Annotated in this window: 22 protein-coding genes and 1 pseudogene; 12 read left to right on the plus strand and 11 right to left on the minus strand. The window is 49.9% G+C overall.

Annotated elements, in window-relative coordinates; genetic code table 11:
• Nucleotides 1-54: 54 nt before the first annotated feature.
• From uspE to ogt, 3 genes are all read right to left on the minus strand, one after another.
• Nucleotides 55-1,002, minus strand: coding sequence for a universal stress protein UspE (gene uspE, locus LCS67_RS10905; RefSeq protein WP_001262138.1), 948 nt, complete (start codon nt 1,000-1,002; stop codon nt 55-57).
• A 150-nt stretch (nt 1,003-1,152) separates the two neighbouring features.
• The gene (gene fnr / locus LCS67_RS10910) at nt 1,153-1,905 is read right to left on the minus strand and encodes a fumarate/nitrate reduction transcriptional regulator Fnr (protein ID WP_000611914.1); all 753 of its coding nucleotides are present in this window, start codon (nt 1,903-1,905) and stop codon (nt 1,153-1,155) included.
• Between the two features lie 195 nt (nt 1,906-2,100).
• A complete protein-coding gene (gene ogt, locus LCS67_RS10915) occupies nt 2,101-2,616 on the minus strand; it encodes a methylated-DNA--[protein]-cysteine S-methyltransferase (protein WP_000945034.1) in 516 nt (171 codons plus the stop codon).
• A gap of 257 nt (nt 2,617-2,873) precedes the next feature.
• Here ogt and smrA point away from each other — a divergent pair, with 257 nt between their 5' ends.
• The 4 genes from smrA (at nt 2,874) to dbpA (ending at nt 7,991) form a co-directional block, all read left to right on the plus strand.
• The gene (smrA, locus tag LCS67_RS10920) at nt 2,874-3,437 is read left to right on the plus strand and encodes a DNA endonuclease SmrA (protein WP_001046799.1); all 564 of its coding nucleotides are present in this window, start codon (nt 2,874-2,876) and stop codon (nt 3,435-3,437) included.
• Between the two features lie 410 nt (nt 3,438-3,847).
• Nucleotides 3,848-5,002, plus strand: a complete 1,155-nt coding sequence (locus tag LCS67_RS10925) for a methyl-accepting chemotaxis protein (RefSeq protein ID WP_000945624.1) — start codon at nt 3,848-3,850, stop codon at nt 5,000-5,002.
• Nucleotides 5,003-5,147: 145 nt separating this feature from the next.
• Entirely contained in the window at nt 5,148-6,131 is a 984-nt protein-coding gene (zntB, locus tag LCS67_RS10930; RefSeq protein ID WP_000387374.1) for a zinc transporter ZntB, read from the plus strand.
• A gap of 486 nt (nt 6,132-6,617) precedes the next feature.
• Nucleotides 6,618-7,991, plus strand: a complete 1,374-nt coding sequence (dbpA, locus tag LCS67_RS10940; protein ID WP_031568353.1) for an ATP-dependent RNA helicase DbpA — start codon at nt 6,618-6,620, stop codon at nt 7,989-7,991.
• A gap of 43 nt (nt 7,992-8,034) precedes the next feature.
• On the opposite strand, the gene ttcA is transcribed toward dbpA, so the two are convergent.
• Entirely contained in the window at nt 8,035-8,970 is a 936-nt protein-coding gene (ttcA, locus tag LCS67_RS10945; protein ID WP_031568355.1) for a tRNA 2-thiocytidine(32) synthetase TtcA, read from the minus strand.
• A 94-nt stretch (nt 8,971-9,064) separates the two neighbouring features.
• Nucleotides 9,065-9,216: pseudogene (locus LCS67_RS10950) on the minus strand (tyrosine-type recombinase/integrase); the annotation flags it as partial.
• Nucleotides 9,217-9,645: 429 nt separating this feature from the next.
• Here LCS67_RS10950 and LCS67_RS10955 point away from each other — a divergent pair.
• Nucleotides 9,646-11,478, plus strand: coding sequence for a DUF4765 family protein (locus tag LCS67_RS10955; protein WP_001223393.1), 1,833 nt, complete (start codon nt 9,646-9,648; stop codon nt 11,476-11,478).
• A gap of 274 nt (nt 11,479-11,752) precedes the next feature.
• On the plus strand, nt 11,753-12,091 hold the full coding sequence (locus tag LCS67_RS10960) for an SMR family transporter (protein ID WP_000159242.1): 339 nt from the start codon (nt 11,753-11,755) through the stop codon (nt 12,089-12,091).
• Between the two features lie 52 nt (nt 12,092-12,143).
• On the opposite strand, the gene uspF is transcribed toward LCS67_RS10960, so the two are convergent.
• The gene (uspF, locus tag LCS67_RS10965; RefSeq protein WP_001082296.1) at nt 12,144-12,578 is read right to left on the minus strand and encodes a universal stress protein UspF; all 435 of its coding nucleotides are present in this window, start codon (nt 12,576-12,578) and stop codon (nt 12,144-12,146) included.
• Nucleotides 12,579-13,091: 513 nt separating this feature from the next.
• Between uspF and LCS67_RS10970 the strand changes: the two genes are divergently transcribed.
• A protein-coding gene (locus tag LCS67_RS10970) for an IS3-like element ISSen1 family transposase (RefSeq protein ID WP_094965387.1) occupies nt 13,092-14,347 on the plus strand; the annotation gives its coding sequence in 2 pieces (ribosomal slippage) (nt 13,092-13,443 and nt 13,443-14,347; 1,257 coding nt in all).
• 27 nt (nt 14,348-14,374) lie between these two features.
• Here the strand turns inward: LCS67_RS10970 and nifJ are convergent.
• Both nifJ and LCS67_RS10980 read right to left on the minus strand, forming a co-directional pair.
• Nucleotides 14,375-17,899: a pyruvate:ferredoxin (flavodoxin) oxidoreductase gene (nifJ, locus tag LCS67_RS10975; protein WP_031569164.1), complete on the minus strand. Its 3,525-nt coding sequence runs from the start codon at nt 17,897-17,899 to the stop codon at nt 14,375-14,377.
• Nucleotides 17,900-17,959: 60 nt separating this feature from the next.
• Nucleotides 17,960-18,271 carry a hypothetical protein gene (locus LCS67_RS10980; RefSeq protein ID WP_031601775.1) on the minus strand — a complete coding sequence of 104 codons (312 nt, stop codon included), beginning with the start codon at nt 18,269-18,271 and terminating at the stop codon, nt 17,960-17,962.
• Here LCS67_RS10980 and LCS67_RS10985 point away from each other — a divergent pair.
• Complete coding sequence (locus tag LCS67_RS10985) at nt 18,175-18,441, plus strand: DUF333 domain-containing protein (RefSeq protein ID WP_001200679.1); 267 nt, start codon at nt 18,175-18,177, stop codon at nt 18,439-18,441. The two genes, LCS67_RS10980 and LCS67_RS10985, sit on opposite strands and share 97 nt — an antisense overlap.
• A 43-nt stretch (nt 18,442-18,484) precedes the next feature.
• Here LCS67_RS10985 and hslJ read toward each other — a convergent pair whose 3' ends face one another.
• Both hslJ and ldhA read right to left on the minus strand, forming a co-directional pair.
• Nucleotides 18,485-18,895, minus strand: a complete 411-nt coding sequence (gene hslJ, locus LCS67_RS10990; RefSeq protein ID WP_000725238.1) for a heat shock protein HslJ — start codon at nt 18,893-18,895, stop codon at nt 18,485-18,487.
• A 110-nt stretch (nt 18,896-19,005) separates the two neighbouring features.
• Complete coding sequence (gene ldhA, locus LCS67_RS10995; RefSeq protein ID WP_000762206.1) at nt 19,006-19,995, minus strand: D-lactate dehydrogenase; 990 nt, start codon at nt 19,993-19,995, stop codon at nt 19,006-19,008.
• Nucleotides 19,996-20,261: 266 nt separating this feature from the next.
• On the opposite strand from ldhA, the gene LCS67_RS11000 reads away from it, so the two are divergent.
• The 4 genes from LCS67_RS11000 to LCS67_RS11015 all read left to right on the plus strand — a co-directional run bounded on the left by LCS67_RS11000 (nt 20,262) and on the right by LCS67_RS11015 (nt 24,013).
• Complete coding sequence (locus tag LCS67_RS11000) at nt 20,262-22,898, plus strand: YdbH family protein (protein ID WP_000677033.1); 2,637 nt, start codon at nt 20,262-20,264, stop codon at nt 22,896-22,898.
• Nucleotides 22,898-23,089 (plus strand): YnbE family lipoprotein, encoded by a 192-nt coding sequence (locus LCS67_RS11005; protein WP_000784063.1) that lies wholly within the window; start codon nt 22,898-22,900, stop codon nt 23,087-23,089. The genes LCS67_RS11000 and LCS67_RS11005 overlap by 1 nt, the downstream gene beginning before the upstream one ends.
• A gap of 7 nt (nt 23,090-23,096) precedes the next feature.
• Nucleotides 23,097-23,420 (plus strand): YdbL family protein, encoded by a 324-nt coding sequence (locus tag LCS67_RS11010; RefSeq protein WP_000760414.1) that lies wholly within the window; start codon nt 23,097-23,099, stop codon nt 23,418-23,420.
• 143 nt (nt 23,421-23,563) lie between these two features.
• On the plus strand, nt 23,564-24,013 hold the full coding sequence (locus LCS67_RS11015; protein WP_001518898.1) for a GFA family protein: 450 nt from the start codon (nt 23,564-23,566) through the stop codon (nt 24,011-24,013).
• Here the strand turns inward: LCS67_RS11015 and azoR are convergent.
• Nucleotides 24,010-24,615 (minus strand): FMN-dependent NADH-azoreductase, encoded by a 606-nt coding sequence (azoR, locus tag LCS67_RS11020; RefSeq protein ID WP_000048931.1) that lies wholly within the window; start codon nt 24,613-24,615, stop codon nt 24,010-24,012. The two genes, LCS67_RS11015 and azoR, sit on opposite strands and share 4 nt — an antisense overlap.
• Nucleotides 24,616-24,786: the final 171 nt, after the last annotated feature.

The raw sequence follows: 24,786 nt of genomic DNA on the forward strand, positions 1-24,786 counted from the left end.
CAGGAATGAGGTATTGGCCGGATGGCAGCGCCATCCGGCAGGACAGAAGAGGGATTAATCGTCCTCGTCGTCCAGTTCAACCGGTGTTTGATACTCATCAGGTTTAATGACTAACAGGTCGCAGCGCAGATGGTCAATGACCTGTTCGGCCGTGTTCCCCAGAAACGCGGCCGAGAGTCCGGTACGTCCAACGGTGCCAAGCACAACGATCCCCGCCTGGAGATGTTCGGCAAGATCCGGGATAACTTCTTCCGGCAAGCCTTTTTCTACATGCGTAACTTTTTCATCAATGCTGAATTTCTGGCGCAGCGCTTTCATCGCCAGTAAATGCTGGCCTCTGATGGCGTCGTTATACACGCTGGGATCAAATTCCGGCAGCTCAATGGCGATATTGATTGGCGTAACGGGGTAGGCGCCGACCAGGTGTACTTCGGTATGATTAACCTGCTCCGCCAATTGTAAGGTCTCTTTTACCAGCTTTTCGTTGAGAGCATTGTGATAGGGCTCTTCGCTTGCCAGGTTCACGGCGACCAGGGCTTTGCCGCCTTCTGGCCACGGCTGATCTTTGACCATCCACACGGGGCTTGGGCATTTACGCAGCAAATGCCAGTCGGTAGGGGTAAAAATGACCGCTTCCAGTCGATCGTGCTGATGCGCCATTTTCAACACCAGATCGTGACTGCCGGCGATAACCTCCTGGATGATGGCCTCAAAGGGACGATTGTGCCAGACCACTTTAATTTCAATGGGGACACCGGCTTCAAGATAATATTTCGCCTGCTCACGTATCCAGGCTGTGCGTTGACTTATTACGCCCTGACGCATTGCGGTGCGTTCGTCAGGAGAAAGCAGGGTGGTCATCTCATACGAGAAATCGTAAATAGGCAGGAAAGCTTTAATTTTGCCGCCAATCCGTTGATGCAAATAAACTGCTCGCCGTAATGCGGGTTGGTCGTCCTGATTGGGATCGATGACCACCAGCATATTTTGATACATAGCCATACAGGGTCTCCTTACAACTGTCATCGCAGTTTGTAACTAAAGAGTAACTCAAATATGGTGAATGAAACAGAGGAAGCGCTTCTGCCAGATCAATAAATGAGAAAAATTTAACGATATGGCAGAAGATAACATCAATGGTTTAGCTGACGTTTAAGCGACGTTGCGGGTATGACCGGCGAGGGCCGCCAGCGCATCGCTGTTTTCAATAGTAATATACTTACCTTTCACCGCCAGCATGCCGCTTTTCTGGAAACGCCCCAGCAGACGGCTAATGGTTTCGACCGTTAAGCCAAGATAGTTGCCGATATCGCCGCGGGTCATCGTCAGGCGGAATTCACGCGGTGAAAAACCACGCTGCGCAAAGCGGCGGGACAGGTTGTAAATAAACGCAGCCAGACGTTCTTCGGCGTTCTTCTTCGACAATAACAGGATCATATCCTGATCGCCTTTAATTTCACCGCTCATCAGACGCATCATTTGCTGACGCAGGTTAGGCATTTTGCCGGACAGGTCATCCAGTGTCTCAAAGGGTATTTCACATACCATTGAGGTTTCCAGCGCTTGTGCAAAGCTCGGATGATGACCGCTGCCAATGGCGTCAAAACCCACCAGGTCGCCTGCTAAATGGAATCCAGTAATCTGCTCATCGCCTTGCTCGGTAATGGTGTAGCTCTTAATCGTTCCGGAGCGGATAGCATAGAGCGATTTCAATTCATCACCTGCTTTAAACAGAGTTTGCCCTTTCTGAATGGGCTTTTTGCGCTCGATGATATTATCAAGCTGATCAAGCTCATGCTCGTTAAGTGTGAACGGGATGCAAAGCTGGCTGATACTGCAATCCTGGCAATGGATAGCACAACCGCCAGACTGAATGCGCCGTATAATTCGCTTTTCCGGGATCATAGGTCTGCTCAAGCCGTAATTGATATTTGTCAATTTTAACATCTTTTTGGTGAGCGCGTAAGTCTGAGCTATCCCGGAGAAGGAATAATTCAAGTATAAGTTTGATGAATACTTTTATCTATTTGAAAATACGTAATTTATTTGTTGTTGCTTTACATAAAAGTGTGACCGATAAGGCACTTTTTGCCTGTATATTCATAATAAAAGATAGCCTTCATGGCGTAATAGCCACTCTTTTCGCTGCACGCCACCGGCGTATCCGGTCAGAGTGCCGTTACGCCCGATGACGCGATGGCAGGGAACAACAATACTGATGGGGTTAGCGCCATTCGCAGCACCGACTGCGCGTGCGGCGCCCGGTCGTCCCAGTTGCGCCGCCAGTTGACCATAGTGCATCACCTGCCCGCAGGGGATAGCGCGCAACGCCTGCCATACTTCCCGTTGAAAAGGTGTGCCCCCCGTTGCGGTTTCCAGGGTATCAATTACGGCGAGATTGCCTGCAAAATAATCTGCAAGCTTATCGCTGAGTCCACCGGGGTTAGTCGCAGAAAGGCGTTCATAGCCTTCGTGACGGTAGTGGATATTTAGCAGTTGCTCCATACGATCGCGGTACTGTTCCCACTCAATGGCCCGCAGTCGAAACTGCTCATCGCAAACCACCCATAACGGTCCTAATGGCGTGGCTATCTTCTCTTCAAGTAATCTCAGCATCCGTTCTCTCACATCGTCTTAATCTAACGTAAGAGACAAGATATCATGCCAGGAATACCCGCAACCATACTCCTTAAAAGATAGTCAGGGATAACACATTTAGCGCCAGTAATATCGTTGGCGGAGAAAAAGAGAGCCGGGCGAGGCGGTTAATTGCCTTACATTGTCGCTGTTATTGGAAATAACTGTAAACCGTTGTTGCTATAACAGGGCACGGTTATGATAACGGCAGTCGCAAAAACGCTGGAGGATGAACCATGAACCTTGACGATAAAGCGCTGTTTCTTGACGCCATGGAGGATGTCCAGCCGCTGAAACGCCATACTGATGTACACTGGCAGCCAACGCGTAATCTTAAAACGCCCCAGCGTATCGACACGCTTCAGCTTGATAATTTCCTGACGACGGGCTTTCTGGATATTCTGCCGCTGAATGAACCGCTGGAGTTTCGTCGGGAAGGATTGCAGCAGGGTGTCATCGACAAGTTACGCAGTGGGAAATATCCTCAGCAGGCCAGCCTCAATTTGTTACGCCAGCCGGTCGAAACGTGCCGAAAGATGCTGTTTCGTTTTATCCTGGAGGCGCAAAAGGAGGGGTTGCGTAATGTCCTGATCATTCATGGTAAAGGGCGAGAGGCGAAGTCGCATGCCAATATCGTCCGAAGCTATGTGGCCCGCTGGTTGACAGAGTTTGAGGATGTACAGGCTTATTGTTCGGCGCTGCCGCACCATGGCGGCGGCGGGGCATGTTATGTCGCGTTACGTAAAACGGTGCAGGCTAAACAGGATAACTGGGAGCGCCATGCGAAGCGTAGTCGGTAAATCGTTGCCGCTGGCGGACAGGACCGCCAGCGCAAGCTCGCGCGAACCCGATTTTATGTCTGATATAACGCCTCATCCAAACGCTCAGGATTCTGCAAGAGAACGGGCGATAACGCTGTCCGCGGTAATAACACGGAGAAACAGTCATTCGCTTATTTAAGCGTCTATTAAAATATACTGGCTTTCGACTTAACTATTAAGCAGAAAATGGTGATAAGTACATCACTTGTCAATATGGATGGATGAATATCCTGGCATAGCGAATATAGGTGATTTTATCTGTTGCACTAAGGGAAATGGCGATGGTCTGGTATTGAATATGGAGAATGTCAAAGAAACGAATGGCAATAGATATCTGAAATGCTATAAAAATAAAACCTGTCTCCTATCCTGGTTGTAGGCCGTCAAAAATGTTGAGAAATATCAGCGTCAGGACATGCATTATTCTATTCATGGTATGTACGTTTCTTTTGGTGGATACTTTACAAATAGCTTTTCTGCACGATCTCCCTATTTTAATTACGTGTAATATCATTTATCTGATCTCGACATTACTGCTTTGGTGGTATATGACCTGCTATCTGGTAGTGCCAATTAATACCGTGAAGAAAAGTATTGAAGAGGTCGCAGCAGGAAACTTGTCTATTCATATCTCCGAATTTGGCAATAATTGCGCCGGGCGACTCATCCCCGGGATTAATAGCCTGTCGGATAATATTTCCGCGCTGGTACGTGAAATCAGATCCTCTTCGCAAACGGCAATGACCCTTTCCGAACAACTGGCGGCGCGCAGTATGTCGCTATCCGTAAAGACGGAACAGCAGTCGGCCTCGTTAATTCAAACTGCCGCCAGTATGGATGAAATGGCGGCGAGTACCAAAAACAATGCGGATAATACCCGAATGGCGAGCATACAGGCGGATTGTGCAACCCAATGCGCCCGTAAAGGCGGTGAATTAATGGTGCGGGTTACAGAAAATATGCGTTCTATTACCGACTGTGCCTCGCAGATGACGGAGATTATTTCATTGATTGACGGTATCGCATTCCAGACTAATATTCTGGCGCTTAACGCGGCGGTAGAGGCTGCGCGGGCGGGCGATCATGGAAAAGGTTTCTCCGTGGTGGCCGGGGAAGTGCGTAATCTGGCGCATCGTAGCGCCGAGGCGGCAAAAAGTATCAAGGCGCTGATCGACGTTACGCATGACAATGTGCGGCAGGGGGCCGCCATAGTGCAGGAGGCTGAAAAAAATATGCAGGAGATTGTTGGCGGCTCCGGGCAATTAAACGTGCTGATGAATGAAATTTCCACCACCACGCGGGAGCAGGAAAAGGGCATTAACCAGATAACCCTGGCGTTGAGCGATCTGGAAAGCGCAACTCATAGCAATGTCTTAATGGTTGAAGCGCTATCTGCTTCTTCGGATGTTTTAAAGGCGCAGGTGATCGAGTTACAGACTAAAACCGACAAATTTCGTTTAAGCCAGCCGGGTTACAGTGAACATGCGCTGTCGCGCTCTCATGTATCACCTCTTTCGACCATCACCAGGCGCGGCCAGGCCTGATAATACATGTTTGGTAAGCGCCTGTTGCTAAGGCGCTTTTTTCGCAGGTTCCCGTAATTCTTTTTGCGCAATGAGAAAATGAGAGATTGCTTAACCTTTCCCGAAAGCTAGACTAACGGCATCAGAGTTGTAACGTGGAGGCGCTGTGGAAGCCATTAAGGGATCGGATGTGAACGTGCCGGATGCCGTTTTCGCATGGCTACTGGATGGTCGTGGTGGAGTAAAACCGCTCGAAGATAATGATGTGATCGATAGTCAGCATCCCTGTTGGCTACATCTTAATTATACCCACCCGGACAGCGCCCGCTGGTTGGCTTCAACGCCTTTACTCCCCAATAACGTGCGTGATGCGCTGGCTGGTGAAAGCTCGCGCCCGCGCGTAAGTCGTATGGGGGAAGGGACGCTCATTACGCTGCGCTGTATTAATGGCAGTACCGACGAACGCCCGGATCAATTAGTGGCAATGCGTTTATATATGGACGAGCGATTCATTGTGTCTACCCGTCAGCGAAAGGTTCTGGCGCTGGACGATGTGGTCAGTGATTTGCAGGAGGGCACCGGGCCCGTAGATTGCGGCAGCTGGTTAGTAGATGTGTGCGATGCGTTAACCGATCACGCCAGTGAATTTATTGAAGAGCTACACGATAAAATTATCGATCTGGAAGATAATCTTCTCGACCAGCAAATCCCACCGCGCGGTTTCCTCGCATTGCTACGTAAACAGCTAATTGTTATGCGCCGCTATATGGCGCCGCAGCGCGACGTCTATGCCCGGCTTGCGAGTGAACGGCTGCCGTGGATGAGCGACGATCACCGGCGCAGAATGCAGGATATCGCCGACAGGCTGGGAAGGGGGTTGGATGAAATTGACGCTTGTATCGCGCGTACTGGCATCATGGCGGATGAAATTGCCCAGGTGATGCAGGAGTCTCTGGCGCGCAGAACTTATACCATGTCGCTTATGGCGATGGTTTTTCTGCCCAGCACCTTTTTAACAGGGTTATTTGGCGTTAACCTGGGCGGTATTCCTGGCGGCGGATGGCGGTTCGGCTTTTCTCTGTTTTGTATTCTGTTAGTTGTCCTGATCGGTGGTGTTACTTTATGGTTGCATCGCAGTAAATGGTTGTAACAAAAGCGCTTTTCAGACCATTTCGTATGAAAAAACGCCGAGAAATTTGAGCGAAGTCAATAAACCATCTACCTATTCGGGGCAATATCTCTCTCGCAGGTGAATGCAACGTCAAGCGATGGGCGTTGCGCTCCATATTGTCTTACTTCCTTTTTTGAATTACTGCATAGCACAATTGATTCGTACGACGCCGACTTAGATTAGTCGGCTTTTTTTTGCCTGTAGAATATCTGCGTCTACCCTTTAAGAGTCTGAATGACATTCTGGAGGGTAATATGAGCTGTCTTTTGACCTTATTATATCTACACTCGTCCTTGTCGGACCCGATTCCCACTGACCCTGTTCCCATTCCTGAGCCGCTTCCCCGTCCTCAGCCGATGCCCGACCCGCCGCCGGACGAAGAACCGATTAAAATGTCGCATCAAACGCGCGGATCTGCGAGGATACGCGCCTGCTGACTATGAGTCGTTACCGCGAGAGTAAATTGTGACCGCTTTTTCAACCCTGAATGTTTTGCCCGCCGCCCAGCTCAATAACCTTACTGAGCTGGGCTATCTTGAGATGACGCCTGTTCAGGCCGCAGCATTACCCGTCATTCTGGCGGGAAATGATGTGCGTGTGCAGGCCAGGACCGGTAGCGGCAAAACGGCGGCGTTTGGTCTTGGGCTCTTGCATCGAATTGATATCACTCTGTTCCAGACACAGGCATTAGTGCTGTGTCCGACGCGGGAGCTGGCGGATCAGGTTGCCGGAGAGTTACGTCGCCTGGCCCGTTTTCTGCCAAATACCAAAATTCTGACCTTGTGTGGCGGGCAACCCTTTGGCGCACAGCGCGACTCGCTTCAGCACGCTCCGCATATCATTGTCGCGACGCCGGGGCGCCTGCTGGATCATTTACAAAAAGAAACCGTATCGCTGGATGCGCTGCACATTCTGGTAATGGATGAAGCAGACCGAATGCTGGACATGGGATTCAGTGACGCCATTGATGAGGTGATCCGCTTTGCGCCTGCGACGCGCCAGACGTTATTGTTTTCAGCAACCTGGCCTGAGGCCATCGCGGCGATTAGCGGTCGTGTACAGCAGCAGCCAATACGTATTGAAATCGATACGGTAGATGCGCTACCGGCTATCGAACAACAGTTCTTCGAAACGTCTGCGCATGAAAAAATTTCGCTGCTACAAACGTTGCTTAGCCAGCATCAGCCAGCGTCCTGCGTGGTATTTTGCAATACCAAAAAAGATTGTCAGGCCGTTTGTGATGCGCTTAATGCGGTAGGACAAAGCGCGTTGGCGCTCCACGGCGATCTGGAACAACGCGACCGCGACCAGACGTTGGTGCGTTTTGCAAACGGTAGCGCGCGCATTCTGGTTGCCACCGACGTTGCCGCGCGAGGATTAGACATTAAATCGCTCGAACTGGTGGTTAACTATGAACTGGCCTGGGACCCGGAGGTGCATGTCCATCGTATTGGCCGTACGGCGCGCGCGGGAAGCAGCGGCCTGGCGATCAGTTTCTGCGCGCCGGAAGAGGCGCAGCGGGCGAATATTCTTTCAGAAATGCTGCAACTCAAGCTGAACTGGCTGAATGCGCCCGCCCGGCAGCCGTTACTCCCTCTGGCCGCAGAGATGGCTACCCTATGCATTGACGGCGGCAAAAAAGCGAAAATGCGTCCGGGAGATATTTTGGGCGCGCTGACCGGCGATATTGGATTAGACGGGGCGGATATTGGCAAAATTAACGTGCATCCAATGCACGTTTACGTCGCCGTACGTCAAGCAGTAGCGCAAAAAGCCTGGAAGCAGTTGCAAAACGGGAAGATCAAAGGCAAGTCATGCCGGGTACGGCTATTAAAATGATCGATAGCATGGCGTCTCAGCGGAGTGCTGAGACGCCTGCAGATTATTTCACTTCGATAACATCAAGCCGCAACGCCTCTAAGGCGGTGTCATCTTCTTCCGGCTGCCAGCCAGCGGGCTGCAATGGAATCTCTTCACGATCGAACGCTAAATCGCCGCCGTCGACGACCTCGGAACCGTGAGTGATCCCTTTGAAATCGAAAAAGTTAGTGTCACAAAGGTGAGACGGCACGACATTCTGCATGGCGCTAAACATCGTCTCGATCCGTCCAGGATAGCGTTTATCCCAGTCGCGTAGCATGTCGGCAATCACCTGGCGTTGCAGGTTGGGTTGCGAACCGCACAGATTACAAGGAATGATAGGAAAGGCTTTGGCCTCAGCAAAACGGATAATATCTTTCTCGCGGCAGTAAGCCAGCGGGCGGATCACGATATGTTTGCCGTCATCGCTCATCAGCTTCGGCGGCATCCCTTTCATTTTTCCGCCATAGAACATATTCAGAAACAGGGTTTGCAGAATATCGTCGCGATGGTGGCCCAGGGCGATTTTGGTCGCGCCCAATTCAGTCGCCGTACGATACAGGATACCCCGACGCAAACGCGAGCACAGCGAGCAGGTGGTTTTTCCTTCCGGAATCTTCTCTTTCACAATGCCGTAGGTGTTCTCTTCGACGATTTTATATTCTACGCCCAGCTGCTCAAGGTAGGCTGGCAGGATATGTTCCGGGAAACCTGGCTGCTTTTGATCGAGGTTGACGGCGACCAGTGAAAAATTGATCGGGGCGCTTTGCTGCAAATTACGTAAAATTTCCAGCATCGTATAGCTATCTTTGCCGCCAGAAAGGCAAACCATAATGCGATCGCCTTCTTCAATCATATTAAAATCGGCAATCGCTTCGCCAACGTTACGGCGCAGGCGCTTTTGCAACTTGTTGAGGTTGTATTGCTCTTTTTTTGTATTCTTTTGAATTTCTTGCATTATTTCAGTTCTCTGGTACTAAATGGGGCGAACTTTGCAACTACGATAACCGCGCATTCAACATCGCTACCTGTTCGTCGTTCATGTCATCAATCTACATACCGTAAATTTCATACACCATTGCGCAGTTTCATGCCCCATTTGGCTGGCGATAAATGCCGGGTTCGCTCCTGCCGTCAACAGCCAGCAGGCAAAAGTATGTCGCGTATGGTACGGATTACGGCGACGAATGCCAGCACGTTTTAATAGAGATAGTACCTTCGGATATTGTCAACTGTATACATCATGCAGCCAGGTCCGTTAAGAAGTGACGGGCTCAACTGAAATTCAGGCGCTGCTGCGTCCTGATGATGGTACGTTTCAAGTGGTTCCGTGGGGTGAACCGGGACAGGTGTAAAATGATATTCGGCACACCCTTTTTGCTCTTTTATTGGTGATATAAAATACGGTATCAGTATTTTATTATCTACTAAGATAGTGCAGAGTGTTTAATTATCGTTGGGTAAGATCAGTTTACCGTATACTATTTAAAATTTTCTTGCCTATTCTGGTGGTCGTATTGAATTAAAAATAGCCTGTTTCATATGTACAGTTCAGACAAATTATTTGCGATGAGAATTGCTACCTGATATCTACATCTTATGATGTATACCATAATTCTGGCTGGAGAACGTAATGCGTATAACAGTAAGTGATATATCAACCAGAGAATCACAGCAGACGGTACAGATACAAGCTATCAGAAGTTGGGATACCATACCGTACCTTTCAATGTTGGATGGACTTTATCAGGACGATATCTTTCATGAGCAAATATCTAATTTACCAGAAGAATATATTAAGCTGGATGAGATGGCCAAAGATGAAGAAAAGAACAGCTTAAATATTTATGAATTCTTCTTTGAGCCGACACATGAAATTATATGTGAAGAAATCCAATCAACATTGGATTTTTATTATTCAAATAGCGCAACCTTCCGTAGGCTGGTTAATTATAAAGTAGAGCGCAGTATCAATGACGATGTAGATACCAATAAATGCGAGGTAAAGATATCTCTAAATTACAGTTACGAAAATATTGATGGGGGGCGAGGATGTTTATCGCTTCCATTTGATCAAAACGGCTATCCAATTCCCCCTGACTTTCACAACTGTGTAAATGGAATCACATCAAAAAAATTGTTGTTAGATCTATTTCTAAAACATATTTTGCACGATCATTTAAATGCAAGCGGTGAAGTTGCAAACGTTTACGCCAATGTTATTTATAAAGAGATTGATCCCGCTGCAATTGCACATACATCGTCGTGTTTTTCTCAGGTAACGATGAGTGGTGAACATGAGCTATTTAATGTAGATAGCGTAACTGTTCCACCTAAAAGCACTGAGCAAATTATATTTGAGGGAAAGGAAATTCAAAAGCAAATTTTCTTATCTTCTCATAGCCGCAATCATCTTCAGCCAGTAACCATTCATAAAATGGACAGGAGTATTAAAAACATTGCAGTAACTGGTTTGTTATTATCATCAAGATTAGCAGTAACATCTGGTGATTATAGGATAAAAAATGGTAATTCAGAGGGTGAGAATGATTTTTTACCCGTTAAAGAATTACAGAGATATGAAAGGGCTCTCCCGGAGGATCATCCTGCCCCAACTACGGAGCCTAACCTGGCAGGTAAGGTGTTAGATGGCCTATTTGAACACGTTACATCTATGGCAGGGGGACGCTACAGAAAACAAGCCTCATATCCACCGCTGTCATCGGAAGCGCCTAATACGATAAAATATGGCGACAGAGAGCTCGTTTTAACTAAAGAACCCGGTTCAGAAACGTATCAGGCAACCTATTCGGATAGCGGAAAAAATTCAGCCATGACATTTTACCGATCTTCTGATGGAAGATTTTATCAGGCGTCAGGGCTGAAAGGTGGGGGGCTTATTCGCCATATTGATAAGCCTTATTCAGAGTTAAGAGAAGGAGACACGGGTTATGATGAAGAGCTTCTGGATATTACGGATGATTCCCCCTTACTGGAAGATATACTGGCCTCTCTGTCAGAAGATTTATACCCTACATCAGAAGAAAATGTACAAAGTATTTATAAGAAATACCAGAGTGGGGATGCTGCAGCAGGGGAGACTGAAGTTGTATTATGCCGAGGTACAATAGGTCCGCAGGCTGAAAATATTGTTAGTTTTAAAACAGCAGGCGGTATTGAGGGGGGCGATGTAGAGGTATTGCCTGTCTCTGCTGAAATAGCCAAAGAGCAGGTTCGAAGTGGAAGAATCGTACCTGAATATACCACCGATCTTAGTGTTGCCGACAGGTTCAGCAGGGAGCATTATCTTATTATCGTTAGGGTAAAAGTCAAATATCTTACACGAGGTAGCGTCAGTGAAAGCGGCTGGGTTATGCCAAAAAAAACACCAGTGGACCCTGTTGGTATAATTGACAGGACATATGGTAAAGCAGAAAATACGGGGCAGGCAAACGCTTCTAAGTAATCATAAATCCTGAACAAGTTTATTGTTTTTATCTCTCGTGTATAAAAGATTGCTTTTATACTTTAAATAATTTGAGTTGCAGGAAGGCGGCAAGCGAGCGGATCCCCAGGAGCTTACTCAAGTAAGTGACTGGGGTAAGGGAACGCAGCCGCAGCACATGCAACTTGAAGTATGTTATGGCAAGATACGCAATGGTTCAAAAGCGTCTTTATTCTGTCATCCGTATTAATTAAGATGTCATCACGCTCAGAAAAATATCGGAACGAAGAGATGTATGACTAAAGAAGCTGTAATCTTTCTATTTATCGCCATCGTGGTAGAAGTTATCGCCACGATCTCATTAAAATTATCGGATAGTTTTACGCGTCTGGTACCGAGCCTCGTTACCATCATCGGATATTGTATCGCGTTCTGGTGCCTTACCATCCCAATGCGAACCATCCCTGCTGGTATCATTTATGCCATTTGGTCTGGGGTAGGGATTGTTCTTATTGGATTGATAGGATGGTTGTTTCTTGGCCAAAAACTGGATGTGCCGGCTATTATTGGCATGTTGCTTATCATCTGCGGCGTAATCGTAATCAATCTGTTTTCAAAAAGCGTCAGTCACTAGGCGATGATGATGGTTGATTTGAGCCCGCACTCTCTTATGCGGGCTCGGGTATTTAGCGCACCACCAGTACGGAGCATTCCGCATGACGCACAACGGCTGCGGCGTTGGAACCCAACAGATAGGTAGTAATATCCGGACGATGCGAGGCGATAATCACCATATCGGCCGGTAATTTTTTTGCCATTTCCAGAATCTTATCTTTAGGAGAGCCTTCTGCAACGTGCGCCTGCACGCGGTCCGCGGGAAGGTTGAATTTCTTGATAATCGCTTCCAGTTGAGATTTGGCTTCGGCTTTCAAATCGTCCATTGCGGGGAGCTCTGCTGAATAAGCCAGTCCCAGTGAAGCGTAATAGGGCAAAGACGGGATTACAGTCAAAAAGTGCACTTTAGCGTCGTCAATCTTTGCTTCGGCTTCAACATGTGAAATCACGCGTTGAGTTAATTCTGAATCTGAAATATCGATGGGTACAAGAATCGTTCTGTTCATAAAACCTCCTGTTTAAGTATCCACTGAAATTCTACTCCCTAAAGGCACTTTATGTACAATGACATACGTCACATTTTAGGTGCTGCTCCACGATACTCTGCGGGGACTACCAACAGGGGAGGACGGCGTAATATTAAGCGCATTCCCCGTAAATAATCAGCGAGTTGACGTTAAAACGTTATTTATGCCTTGTCAGGAAAGACCTAAAAAGAGATGTTACCGTTTAATTCAATAATTAATGAAATAATTCGCAGTGAAATAGATATAATTTATACGAATGCTTTTGGGGGTATTATACGAAATAAAAATTATACAATATCATTCGGTTACGATATTCTACGCCTGTTATATGCCTTTATTGTCACATATTCATTTTGTCGCTGGGCCATTGCGTTAACCTTTGCTTTCCAGCGTATAAATTGACAAGCCCGAACGAATGTTCGGGCTTTTTTTGTTTCCATGACCCGTCCTGAATAGCGTTGACACGTTCCAGACTTAAATCCGGAGAACGTGATGATGACTGAGTTCAAACGCACCCAACGCGATTATCCTCTATCCTTTAAAATAGCCGTCGTTGAGCAGGTCGAAAAAGGCGAGATGACCTATAAACAGGCCCAGCAGCGATATGGCATTCAGGGGCGCTCCACCGTACTTGTCTGGCTGCGTAAATATGGCCGGCTTGACTGGAGACCCGGACTTCCTGACCTGGTGAAGAGGAAACTGCCTGTGGCTCAGACAACTATCCCGCTGACACCCGAGCAAAGAATCAGGGAACTTGAAGAACAGCTTGAGCTGGCAAACCAGAAAGCTGAGTTTTTTGAGTGCGTTATCAACGTCCTGAAAAATGATTACGGGGTAAGTGTTGTAAAAAAGCGGCCCGGCAAGTCCTCACGCAAAGTCAGGCCCCCAAAATAACAGTTACGCGTGCATGCCAGTTCCTGGGGCACAGCAGACAGGCGTGGTACCAGTACAATACAAGATGTAATAAACGGCAGGAGCATCATGCTCAGGTTCTTGATTTTGTTGCCCGTACCCGGTGCCGTCAGCCGCGAATCGGTACGCGTAAACTGCACTATCTGCTGAACATGCAGACTGATAACACGCTGAATATCGGACGGGACCGTCTGTTTAATCTGCTGGGTGAATACCGGCTCCTGGTACCCGTGAAACGGGCATATCACAAAACCACCAACAGCCATCATCGCTTTTACCGGCATCCTAATCTGCTGAAACCCGGCCCTGAACAGGTTACCGCCCTTGAGCCAGAACAGGTCTGGGTCGCCGATATTACTTACCTTCCACTACGCAGCGGCACGGCCTATCTGAGTCTGGTCACCGATGCCTGCTCCAGAAAAATCGTGGGTTACCATGTCGGAGGAAACCTGCAGACAGAAAATGTGGTAAAGGCGTTCAGGCAGGCTCTGAGGCGGAGAAAAACGACAGGTCCGCTGGTACATCACTCTGACAGAGGACTGCAATACTGTTCGGTACTTTATCAGTCAGTTCATGAGCGAAACGGAATAACCTGTTCAATGACCGATGGTTACGACTGCTACCAGAATGCGCTGGCTGAGAGAATAAACGGGATACTGAAAAATGAGTTTTTACTCTCGCGTCCAGCAGACCTGGCGCAAGCGCGGGAAATAGTAAAAGAGTCCGTGGCAATTTATAACCATGAACGGCCACACCTGGCCCTGAAATACAAAACGCCCGATGATGTTCATCAGGCGTTTTACAGACAAAAAACTGTCAACCTATATCAGGACTAGTCACCAGGTTAATCCTTAGAATATTTTTTAATCTGCGCCGGGTTTTTCCGCTTTTCCTGCCAGCAAGGCAAGAAAGTCATAGCGTTTTTGCAAATCCAATGCGGCATCTTGCCATAATTGTTCAGCTACTTCGGGCTGTTGCGCATTCAGGCGACGGAAACGCTGTTCATTAAGCAACGTTTCCGCCAGTGCATCTGACGGTGGCCGAGAGTCCAGAGCCAGCGGCGGCTTGCCTTCATCCGCACGGCGGGGATCAAAGCGGTATAACGGCCAGAAACCGGTCGCCGTTAACTGACGCATCTGGTCATGGCTTAGCGCCAGATCGTAACCATGTTCCTCACAGGGGCTATAGGCAATGATCAGCGACGGTCCTGGCCAGGCTTCGGCTTCCTGGATGGCTTTCACCGTCTGGTTTAACTGCGCGCCCAGCGAAATTTGCGCGACATAAACATGACCATACATCATCATGCTGACGCCAAGATCTTTACGGGCTTTACGCTTGCCATGTTCGCCAAATTTAGTGACGGCGCCAAGCGGCGTCGCCTTCGACGCCTGGCCGCCAGTATTGGAATAACACTGCGTATCCAGAACCAGAATATTGACATTCTCCGTCAGGCTTAACACATGGTCTAAACCGCCAAAGCCGATGTCGTATGCCCAACCATCGCCGCCAATCAGCCAGATTGATTTTTCTACCAGCGCATCAGCATCCTTTAACAGTTCCTCTGCGCCCGCAACCGATTTCAGATGTTGGCGTAATGCGGCGACCTGTTCACGCCGAACGTCAGGCGTTGCTTCGGTATGCAGAGCATCGTTTAATTCCGCCGGAATGCGATCGGCGAATTGCGCCAGTAAACGCATGACGCGCGCCCGGTGCTGATCCACGCTCAGACGGAAACCGAGACCAAATTCCGCGTTATCTTCAAATAACGAATTCGCCCATGCCGGGCCGCGTCCGTTGGCATCGGTGGTATAAGGCGTTGAGGGCAAATTACCGCCGTAAATAGAGGAACACCCCGTGGCGTTAGCGATTAACATTCTGTCGCCATATAACTGAGTCAGCAGTTTAATATACGGCGTTTCACCGCAGCCGGAACAGGCACCGGAATATTCAAACAGCGGTGTAATGAGCTGCGACGTGCGGATATCAATCCGTTCCAGTTTGCTGCGATCGATTTCCGGTAAGTCGAGGAAAAAGTCATAATTCACTTTCTCTTCTTCCACATGCTCAAGGCGCGACATCATGTTAATCGCCTTGATCTGTGGATTTTGCCGATCTTTAGCCGGGCAGACCTCTACGCATAAATTACAGCCAGTACAGTCTTCCGGCGCGACCTGCAGCACATATTTCTGGCCGCGCATATCGCGGGACTTCACGTCCAGCGAATGCAGACTGGCTGGCGCGTTCTCCATCGCCTGCGGGGAAACGACTTTCGCACGAATCGCCGAGTGAGGGCAGGCGGCGACGCAGTGATTACATTGTGTACACAGTTCCTCTTTCCAGACAGGAATCTCTTCGGCGATATTGCGCTTTTCCCAGCGGGTGGTGCCCATTGGCCATGTTCCGTCCGGCGGCAGGGCGGAAACAGGCAGTGCGTCGCCGAGGCCCGCCAACATGGCGGCGGTAACGGTTTTCACGAAATCCGGCGCGGCGTCGGAGACGACCGGCGGGCGATGCGCGCTGTGCGGATTAACCGCCTGCAACGGCACTTCCGCCAGCGATGCCTGCGCCAGCGCCAATGCCTGCCAGTTACGCTCAACCAGATCCTGACCCTTGCTGCTATAGCTTTTGGCAATCGCGCCCTGCAGCTCAACCAGGGCGCTATCGCCCGGAAGAATATGCGTCAGGTGGAAGAAAGCCATTTGCATGACGGTATTGATGCGGGCGCCAAGTCCACATTCGCGGGCGATTTTCGCCGCGTTAACCACGTAAAAACGCGCCTTTTTCTGATTCAACACCGCCTGAACTTCTTGCGGCAGACGCGACCAGACCTCGTCGGCGCTGTACGGCGTATTAAGCAGAAAGATTCCGCCTGGCTTCAGACGTTCCGCCATCTGATATTTATCGATAAACTGTAATTGATGGCAGCCGACAAAATCCGCCTGAGCAATTAAGTAAGCGGAACGAATGGGTTTTTCGCTGACGCGCAGGTGCGATACCGTGAGCCCGCCAGCTTTTTTAGAGTCATAAACGAAATAACCTTGCGCATACCACGGCGTAGAATTACCGATAATTTTAATATTATTTTTCGTGGCGGATACGCTGCCGTCGCTTCCCAGACCGTAAAATAACGCTTCAAGTTTAGCGCTGCCGGGCAGGGTATTTTCCGGTAATGGCAGCGAGAGATTAGTGACGTCATCATAAATGCCCACTGTAAACCGTGGTTTGGGTTTCGCGCGGCTGAGTTCATTAAAGACCGCCAGTACGCACGCCGGGCCGAACTCTTTGGATGATAGCCCATAACGGCCGCCAATGGTGCGCGGCAACGTTTCGCGCTCGCCATTATTAAAGGCTTCCGCCAGTGCGGTCATCACGTCCAGATAAAGCGGCTCGGCCTGCGCGCCAGGCTCTTTGGTGCGATCCAGCACGGCGATAGCGCGAACGGTTTCCGGTAATGCCTGTAACAAATGTTTGGCGGAGAAGGGGCGGAACAGACGGACTTTCAGAACGCCGACCTTTTCTCCGCGTATCAGTAGCTCGTCCACGACCTCTTCGCAGGTGCCGAGGGCGGAGCCCATCATAATGATGACGCGTTCAGCCTGGGGATGGCCATAATATTCAAATGGCTGGTACTGGCGGCCTGTAGCGTCGCCAAATGCCTTCATCGCCTCTTCAACATGATCATAAACGGCGTTGTACCACGGATTGGTCGCTTCGCGAGACTGGAAGTAGGTGTCCGGATTCGCTGAAGTTCCACGAATCACCGGATGTTCCGGATTCAGCGCGCGGGCGCGGTGAGCGTCGATCTCCGCCTGCGGCATCAGGTTCAGAATGGTTTCATCCGTTAGCGGTATAATTTTGTTGATTTCATGCGATGTACGGAAGCCATCAAAAAAATGAATAAACGGAACGCGGCTTTTCAGCGTAGCCCTGTGTGCGATCAGCGCAAAATCCTGCGCTTCCTGAACGCTGGCGGCACATAACATCGCGCAGCCTGTCTGGCGGACCGCCATCACATCGGAATGGTCGCCAAAAATAGAAAGCGCGTGCGTGGCGACGGTGCGCGCGGCAACGTGCAGTACAAACGGCGTGAGCTGCCCCGCCAGTTTATACAGCGTTGGAATCATCAGCAGCAGCCCCTGCGATGATGTAAATGACGTAGAAAGCGAACCGGTTTGTAACGCACCGTGAACGGCGGCGATCGCGCCGCCTTCCGACTGCATCTCTACCACACGCGGCGTATCGCCCCAGACATTTCTAAGCCCATTACCGGCCCAGGCATCCGCTTGTTCAGCCATTGTTGAACTGGGCGTAATCGGGTAAATGGCGATAACCTCGCTGGTACGGAACGCCACAGACGCTACCGCGCCATTACCGTCAATTGTTTGCATATGACACCCTTACATTGCGCAAAAAAGAGGGACACGCATAATCGTGAGCGCATCCTGTAGTTATCCTTTTATTTTAGCAAAGCCCTTCAAGCCCCATTTTCGCTTTTGTGTCCCTGGCGGGAGGAGAATGGCGATTTCTTGCCGAAAAGACGTAAAAAATTGCCAATAAATGTTAATGAAGCGCATAAATGCGCGCTTTGCCTCTCGACGCGTCAGTTTCTGCTGCCTATTATTTAGGGCGGTGTCGTTTGGATGAATAAACAGAGGGGAGAGAAATGCGCGCAGCGTTTTGGGTGGGATGTGCCGCGTTATTATTGTCGGCTTGCAGTAGCGAACCTGTTCAGCAGGCAACCGCGGCGCATGTTTCGCCAGGGATGAAAGCGGCGATGTCCAGCGCCGGCGAAGCGAATTGCGCTATGATTGGCGGTTCGCTTTCAGCGGCCCGGCAGCTTGATGGTTCAGTAATTGGTATGTGCGCGCTACCCAACGGCAAACGTTGTAGCGAACAGTCGCTTGCCGCCGGAAACTGCGGGAGTTATTAAGCGTAGCGTTTCGCCTGACGCGTATAACTTTTCACTTAATGGCTTAGTGCGCTAAATCCGCCAGTTTATACATTAGCGTTGTTTCTGCCGTCGCCAGCGTTAATTGGTTCGCGGTTAAATCGACCTGTGCGCCTTTGCTGAAGAGCTCGCTGAGGGTGCCGTCCAGCGCATTAAGCTGTGGATCGGCGCACATCATTCGGGTCATCGCTAAATTTTTCACTTTTAATTCGCCGTCCGACAGTTTTCCTTCGCCGGTGAATTGATTGCACATTTTGCCAGATACCGTCATGTCCTCGCCAAAGCTGAGCTCCGGGCCGGTGACCGTTTTACCGTTTACGCTTTCCAGAACAAAGCGGTGGTGCTCCAGTTGCTCGCGTTTGACGGACACTTTTCCACTGCTCACGCACCCTGTGATTATGATGCTCAGGGCGACCAGCGTGACGATTTTCTTCATTGATATTCTCTGTAATCTGATAGTTAACACTGACTATAGTAATAATATGACCGGATAGATCTTCAGGGGTTATCCGAAAATGCTCCCCTGAGCGCAGGGGAGCGACAGGATTAGAACAGCGCGTTCGGGCAGGCTTCGCCCTTCTCAAGCTGGCTTAAGTTTTGTAGCGTGGTTTCAGAGATGCTGATCAGCGCTTCTGCGGTCAGGAATGCCTGGTGCCCCGTAAACAGTACGTTATGGCAGGCCGACAGACGGCGGAAAACATCATCCTGAATAACATCGTTTGACTTATCTTCAAAGAACAGGTCGCGTTCGTTTTCATACACATCCATCCCCAGCGAGCCGATTTTCTGATTCTTCAGAGCTTCGATAGCCGCCTGGGAATCAATCAGCGCGCCACGACTGGTATTAATGACCATAACGCCATTTTTCATTTGGTCGAATGCCGCATGGTTCAGTAAATGGTAGTTTTCCGGCGTGAGCGGGCAGTGCAGGGAAATGACATCCGATTCGGCAAACAACGTTTGCAGATCCACATACTCTACGCCGAGATCAAGCGCGGCGGTGCTGGGATAAGGATCAAACGCCAGTAAACGCATTCCGAAGCCTTTCAGAATACGCAGCGCGGCGACGCCGATTTTACCGGTACCAATGACGCCAGCGGTTTTTCCGTGCATGGTAAAGCCGGTCAGTCCCTCAAGGGAAAAGTTAGCGTCGCGGGTGCGTTGATAAGCGCGGTGGATACGGCGGTTCAATGTCATCATCATGCCAATCGCATGTTCAGCGACGGCTTCCGGAGAATAAGCCGGTACGCGCACCACCTGCAAACCGAGCTCTTTAGCGGCATCCAGGTCGACATTATTAAATCCGGCGCAACGCAGCGCGATGTATTTCACGCCGTGTTTTTTCAGCTCTTCCAGTACCGGTCGGCTCCCGTCGTCATTCACGAAGATACAAACTGCTTCACATCCATTGGCGGTTTTCGCCGTTTTCTCGGTCAGCAGAAAATCAAAAAACTCCAGTTCAAAACCGAACGCTTCGTTCACTTGCTGTAGATATTTCTTGTCATACTGTTTGGTACTATAGACGGCGAGTTTCATATGACCTTCTCCAGTGATGTTAGAATCACACAAATATGCTTAAAATTATCTTACAAAAAATCAAAAATAATTGATAGTCATACATATAATGAATAATTTTAGGTTATCATTCTCCACAACGCCTCAAATAGCCGGAGGGCGCCCCTGCAACATGCATAACGCATCACCCGCTTGCAACATGAACTATTAGGCTATGTACGGGCAATCATGCCAAAATAAAGAGATAGCCGACTGAATTTTTCGTTAAATCAGGAAATTAATGGCCCATGAAGGGTAAATATAAAGCCGCCCTTGCGCTACTGTTACTGCTGATTCTTGTCCCTCTGACGCTACTGATGACCCTCGGGCTGTGGGTTCCCACTCTGGCGGGAATTTGGCTACCCGTCGGTACCCGTATCGCTCTGGAACAAAGTCCACGCCTGACACGTCATGGGTTAGTGATTCCCGATCTTCGCTATCTGGTCAATGATTGTTCGTTAGCGCATATTACCCAGGCGGAACTGACGCATCCCAGCCGTTGGTTGCTGAATATTAAAAGCCTTAAACTGGATGCCGCGTGCCTGGCGAAACTGCCCGCTACGGAAGCTTCTCCCGCCGCGCCGCGTACGCTGGCGCAGTGGCAGTCAATGCTGCCCAATACCTGGATTAACATTGATAATGTCATTCTCGCGCCCTGGCCGGAATGGCAGGGCAAGCTGGCGATCTCCATGACGCCGCTCATTCAGCAGATACGTTATCAGGGCGAAAAAGTAAAATTTCAAGGGCAGTTACGCGGTCAGGCATTGACGGTGAGCCAACTGGAGATCGCCGCGCTGGCCAACCAGCCTCCCGTTAGCCTGGCGGGGGAGTTTATGTTGCCGCTGGTACCGGATGGCCTGCCGGTCAGCGGTCATGCGGCAGCGACCTTGCGTCTGCCGCAGGAACCGTCGCTGGTGGATGCGGAACTGGAGTGGCGTGATAACGCCGGACAGCTCATCGTGATGGCGCGAGGTAATCCTGACCCGATTCTCGATCTCCCCTGGGCGGTAACGCGTCAGCGGCTTACCATCAGCGATGGCCGCTGGAACTGGCCATATCAGGGATTCCCCTTGAGCGGACGTCTGGCTTTTAATATCGATAACTGGCAAGCCGGGCCGGATAATGCACGAGTCAGCGGACGCCTGAATATTCTGACCCAGGGCGATGCCGGTAAAGCGAACGCTGTACTGACTATCGGCCCGGGAAAACTCAGCATGGACAGCAGTGAGATGCCTCTACAGCTTACCGGCGAGGCTAAACAGAAGGATTTAATCTTTTATGCCGTATTGCCCGCTATGTTCCGCGGCAGTCTGGCCGATCCGCAGCTCACCTTTGCACCTGGCGCATTGCTACGCTCGCGCGGACGGGTGATTGATGCGTTAGATATTGATGAAATTCGTTGGCCGCTGGCGGGCGTTAAGGTGACGCCGCGCGGCGTTGATGGTCGATTACAGGCTATTTTACGGGCGCACGAAAATGAGATGGGCGATTTCGTTCTTCATCTTGATGGCCTGGCGAATGATTTTCTCCCTGATGCTGGTCGCTGGCGGTGGCGCTATTGGGGGCAAGGAAGCTTTACGCCAATGCGCGCCCGCTGGGATATTGCCGGACAGGGCGAATGGCATGATAACACCATCAGGTTGACCAGTTTATCCACCGGTTTTGATCAGTTGCAATATGGCGCAATGACTGTCACATCGCCAAGACTGGCGCTGAATAAACCTATTGTCTGGGTTCGCGACGCCACAACGCCGTCGCTACAGGGCGCGCTGTCTCTGGAGGCGGGGAAAACCGTATTTACCAGCGGGAGCGTGCTGCCGCCTTCTACCGTTAATTTTAGCGTTGAAGGGCGAGAGCCAACCCTGTTCCAGTTTAAAGGCGACCTTCGGGCGGGGGCGATAGGACCGGTACGGCTGAATGGGCGCTGGGATGGCGAACGCCTTCGCGGACAGGCCTGGTGGCCGAAGCAGTCGCTTATCGTTTTCCAGCCGTTGCTTCCACCAAACTGGAAAATGACGCTGCGCGAAGGCTCACTGTATGCGCAGGTGGCTTTTTCCGCCGCACAGGGGCAGGGGTTTGAAGCAGGTGGACACGGCGTGTTAAAAGGCGGTAGCGCCTGGATGCCGGATAACAAAATCAACGGCGTCGATTTCATTCTGCCATTTCGCTTCCACAACGGCGCGTGGCAATTGGGGACGCGCGGGCCCGTCTCGCTGCGTATTGCCGGGATAGTCAACCAGGTCACGGCGAAAAATATCACCGCTGATTTACAGGGCGGTTATCCCTGGAGCGAGTCGAATCCATTACTGCTAAGCGATGTCAGCGTAGACGTGCTGGGTGGTCAAATCATTATGAAACAGTTGCGAATGCCGCAGCACGACCCGGCGCTTTTGCGGGTGCAAAATATTTCATCCAGCGAATTGATTAGCGCCATAAATCCAAAGCAATTCGCCATGTCTGGCCCTGTTAGCGGCGCGTTGCCGCTGTGGCTGAACAATGAAAAATGGATAATCAAAGATGGCTGGCTTACCAACCCTGGGCCAATGACATTGCGCATCGATAAAGATACTGCGGATGCGGTGGTGAAGGATAATGTCACGGCAGGCTCGGCGATTAACTGGCTACGTTATATGGAAATTACGCATTCGTGGACGAAAATTAACGTTGATAACCTGGGCGTACTAACGATGCAGGCGGCTATTACCGGCAAAAGCCGGGTAGATGGTAAAACCGCGATCGTTAACTTGAACTATACCCATGAAGAAAATGTGTTTACGCTGTGGCGCAGTTTGCGTTTTGGCGACAATTTACAGGCATGGCTTGAACAAAATACAGCGTTGCCGCAACCTCCTTGCCGGAAAGACAAGGACTGTGAGGATAAATAATGAAAATGAGTATTGCCATGCTGTCAGCGCTTGCGTCATTTATCGTGGTGGGGTGCACGCCACGTATTGAAGTCGCCGCGCCGGAACAGCCGATTACCATCAACATGAATGTAAAGATCGAGCATGAAATACATATCAAAGTCGATAAAGATGTTGAAGAACTCCTGAAATCACGCAGCGATCTATTCTGAGGCCATAATGAAAAAGTATTTAATGCTATGGGTGCTGACGCTGAGCTTGCTCACACCTTCTGTGTGGGCCTTAACCCTGGACGAAGCGCGCACGCAGGGCCGGGTTGGGGAAACGCTGAATGGCTATCTGGTGGCCTTAAAGAATGATGCCGAAACCCAGAAACTGGTGCTTGATATTAATCATGCCCGTCGCGCCAGTTATCAGCAGTTAGCGGATAGCAATCATCTTCCCGTGGACGAGGTGGCGAAGATGGCAGGGCAAAAACTGGTTGAGCGCGCCAGGCCGGGAGAATATGTCCAGGGAATTAATGGCAAATGGATGCGTAAATAACCGCTTTCCGACAATTTTTTTACCGCAAAATGCATTTTTATATTGGTAATTTCTGAATATGAAGGTCGTATTTATATTAGGCGAACCGGAAACGCCATTTCTATACTGTTGACTGGTATCACTATTCGCGAGAGTAACCAGGTATGACGTCTGAAAAATTATCTGCTGCCTGCCATTGTGGCAGCGTCGTGTTTACCGTTCAACTTAGCGATGGCTTTCATACCGCCAGGCGCTGCAACTGTTCCTTTTGCCGGATGCGCGGAGCAGTGGCAGTGTCTGCGCCGCTATCGGGTATTAAAGTGCTAAAAGGGCAGGATAAGCTTACCGAATATCGCTTCAATACGGGCAAGGCGGTGCATTTTTTCTGTTCGGTATGCGGGATATATACTTTTCATCAACGTCGATCCAATCCCGATCAATATGGGGTCAATGTGGCGTGCATCGAAAATGTGTCGCCTTTTGATTTCGCCTGCGTTGAAGTCAATGATGGGGTAACGCATCCCAGCGATGGCGGCAGTAGCGGCGTGGTAGGATATTTGCGCTACGAACCGAAGAAGTCACCTCCCGTCGAAACGGGAGGCAAAAATATTTAAGCGGCCACTACGCTGTCAATCGCGGCTTTTGCATCGGCCTGAGCTTTAGCCGCCACTTCCGGCCCGTAGGCGATGCCTTCGGCAAAGACAAAATTCACGTCGGTAATACCGATAAAACCAAGGAACACTTTCAGGTAAGGCGCAATCAAATCCGTCGGGGTGTCTTTATGGATACCGCCGCGACTGGAGAGAACCACCGCGCGTTTACCGGTTACCAGACCTTCCGGGCCTTTTTCGGTATAGCGGAAAGTGATACCGGCGCGGGCAATCAGATCAAAGTAGTTTTTCAGCTGCGTCGGGATATTGAAATTGTACATCGGTGCCGCAATAACGATGACGTCGTGGGCTTTCAGTTCAGCAATGAGTTCATCAGACAGCGCCAGAGCCTCCTGCTGACGTGGCGTTAAAGGCGCATCGCCCGGACGCATCGCGCCCACCAGCTCGCCATCCAGCACCGGAACAGGGTTGGCCGCCAGATCGCGGACAGTAATTTCATCTGCGACGTGTTTTTCGCGCCATTGTTCAATAAAATAGTCAGTCAACTGACCAGACTGAGAGTACCCTGCCAGAATACTGGATTTAAGAACTAATACCTTGCTCATGGGTGTTTCCTTTTATGTGTTTGAAGGGGCGGGCCCCGTTGCTTGTTGACACTTTATTCACAAATATGTCGCAGGGATAGCGCAATATATCGAACCCTTTGTTCGAAATTATTGAACAACACAAAAAAAGCCCCAATGTGGTACTCTATACCTATCATTTAAAACGATTTT

The organism is Salmonella sp. A7 (assembly GCF_020181675.1).
GTDB classification, from domain to species: Bacteria; Pseudomonadota; Gammaproteobacteria; order Enterobacterales; family Enterobacteriaceae; genus Salmonella; species Salmonella enterica.

Excerpts from the sequence above, each read along its gene's own strand:
- LCS67_RS10960 (WP_000159242.1), top strand. The coding sequence starts at position 11,753 with ATGACTAAAGAAGCTGTAATCTTTCTATTTATCGCCATCGTGGTAGAA.
- LCS67_RS11010 (WP_000760414.1), top strand. The coding sequence starts at position 23,097 with ATGAAAAAGTATTTAATGCTATGGGTGCTGACGCTGAGCTTGCTCACA.
- ldhA (WP_000762206.1), bottom strand. The coding sequence starts at position 19,995 with ATGAAACTCGCCGTCTATAGTACCAAACAGTATGACAAGAAATATCTA.
- LCS67_RS11000 (WP_000677033.1), top strand. The coding sequence starts at position 20,262 with ATGAAGGGTAAATATAAAGCCGCCCTTGCGCTACTGTTACTGCTGATT.
- LCS67_RS11005 (WP_000784063.1), top strand. The coding sequence starts at position 22,898 with ATGAAAATGAGTATTGCCATGCTGTCAGCGCTTGCGTCATTTATCGTG.
- nifJ (WP_031569164.1), bottom strand. The coding sequence starts at position 17,899 with ATGCAAACAATTGACGGTAATGGCGCGGTAGCGTCTGTGGCGTTCCGT.
- smrA (WP_001046799.1), top strand. The coding sequence starts at position 2,874 with ATGAACCTTGACGATAAAGCGCTGTTTCTTGACGCCATGGAGGATGTC.
- hslJ (WP_000725238.1), bottom strand. The coding sequence starts at position 18,895 with ATGAAGAAAATCGTCACGCTGGTCGCCCTGAGCATCATAATCACAGGG.
- LCS67_RS10925 (WP_000945624.1), top strand. The coding sequence starts at position 3,848 with ATGTTGAGAAATATCAGCGTCAGGACATGCATTATTCTATTCATGGTA.
- uspF (WP_001082296.1), bottom strand. The coding sequence starts at position 12,578 with ATGAACAGAACGATTCTTGTACCCATCGATATTTCAGATTCAGAATTA.
- azoR (WP_000048931.1), bottom strand. The coding sequence starts at position 24,615 with ATGAGCAAGGTATTAGTTCTTAAATCCAGTATTCTGGCAGGGTACTCT.
- uspE (WP_001262138.1), bottom strand. The coding sequence starts at position 1,002 with ATGGCTATGTATCAAAATATGCTGGTGGTCATCGATCCCAATCAGGAC.
- LCS67_RS10955 (WP_001223393.1), top strand. The coding sequence starts at position 9,646 with ATGCGTATAACAGTAAGTGATATATCAACCAGAGAATCACAGCAGACG.
- ttcA (WP_031568355.1), bottom strand. The coding sequence starts at position 8,970 with ATGCAAGAAATTCAAAAGAATACAAAAAAAGAGCAATACAACCTCAAC.
- LCS67_RS11015 (WP_001518898.1), top strand. The coding sequence starts at position 23,564 with ATGACGTCTGAAAAATTATCTGCTGCCTGCCATTGTGGCAGCGTCGTG.
- fnr (WP_000611914.1), bottom strand. The coding sequence starts at position 1,905 with ATGATCCCGGAAAAGCGAATTATACGGCGCATTCAGTCTGGCGGTTGT.
- ogt (WP_000945034.1), bottom strand. The coding sequence starts at position 2,616 with ATGCTGAGATTACTTGAAGAGAAGATAGCCACGCCATTAGGACCGTTA.
- LCS67_RS10985 (WP_001200679.1), top strand. The coding sequence starts at position 18,175 with ATGCGCGCAGCGTTTTGGGTGGGATGTGCCGCGTTATTATTGTCGGCT.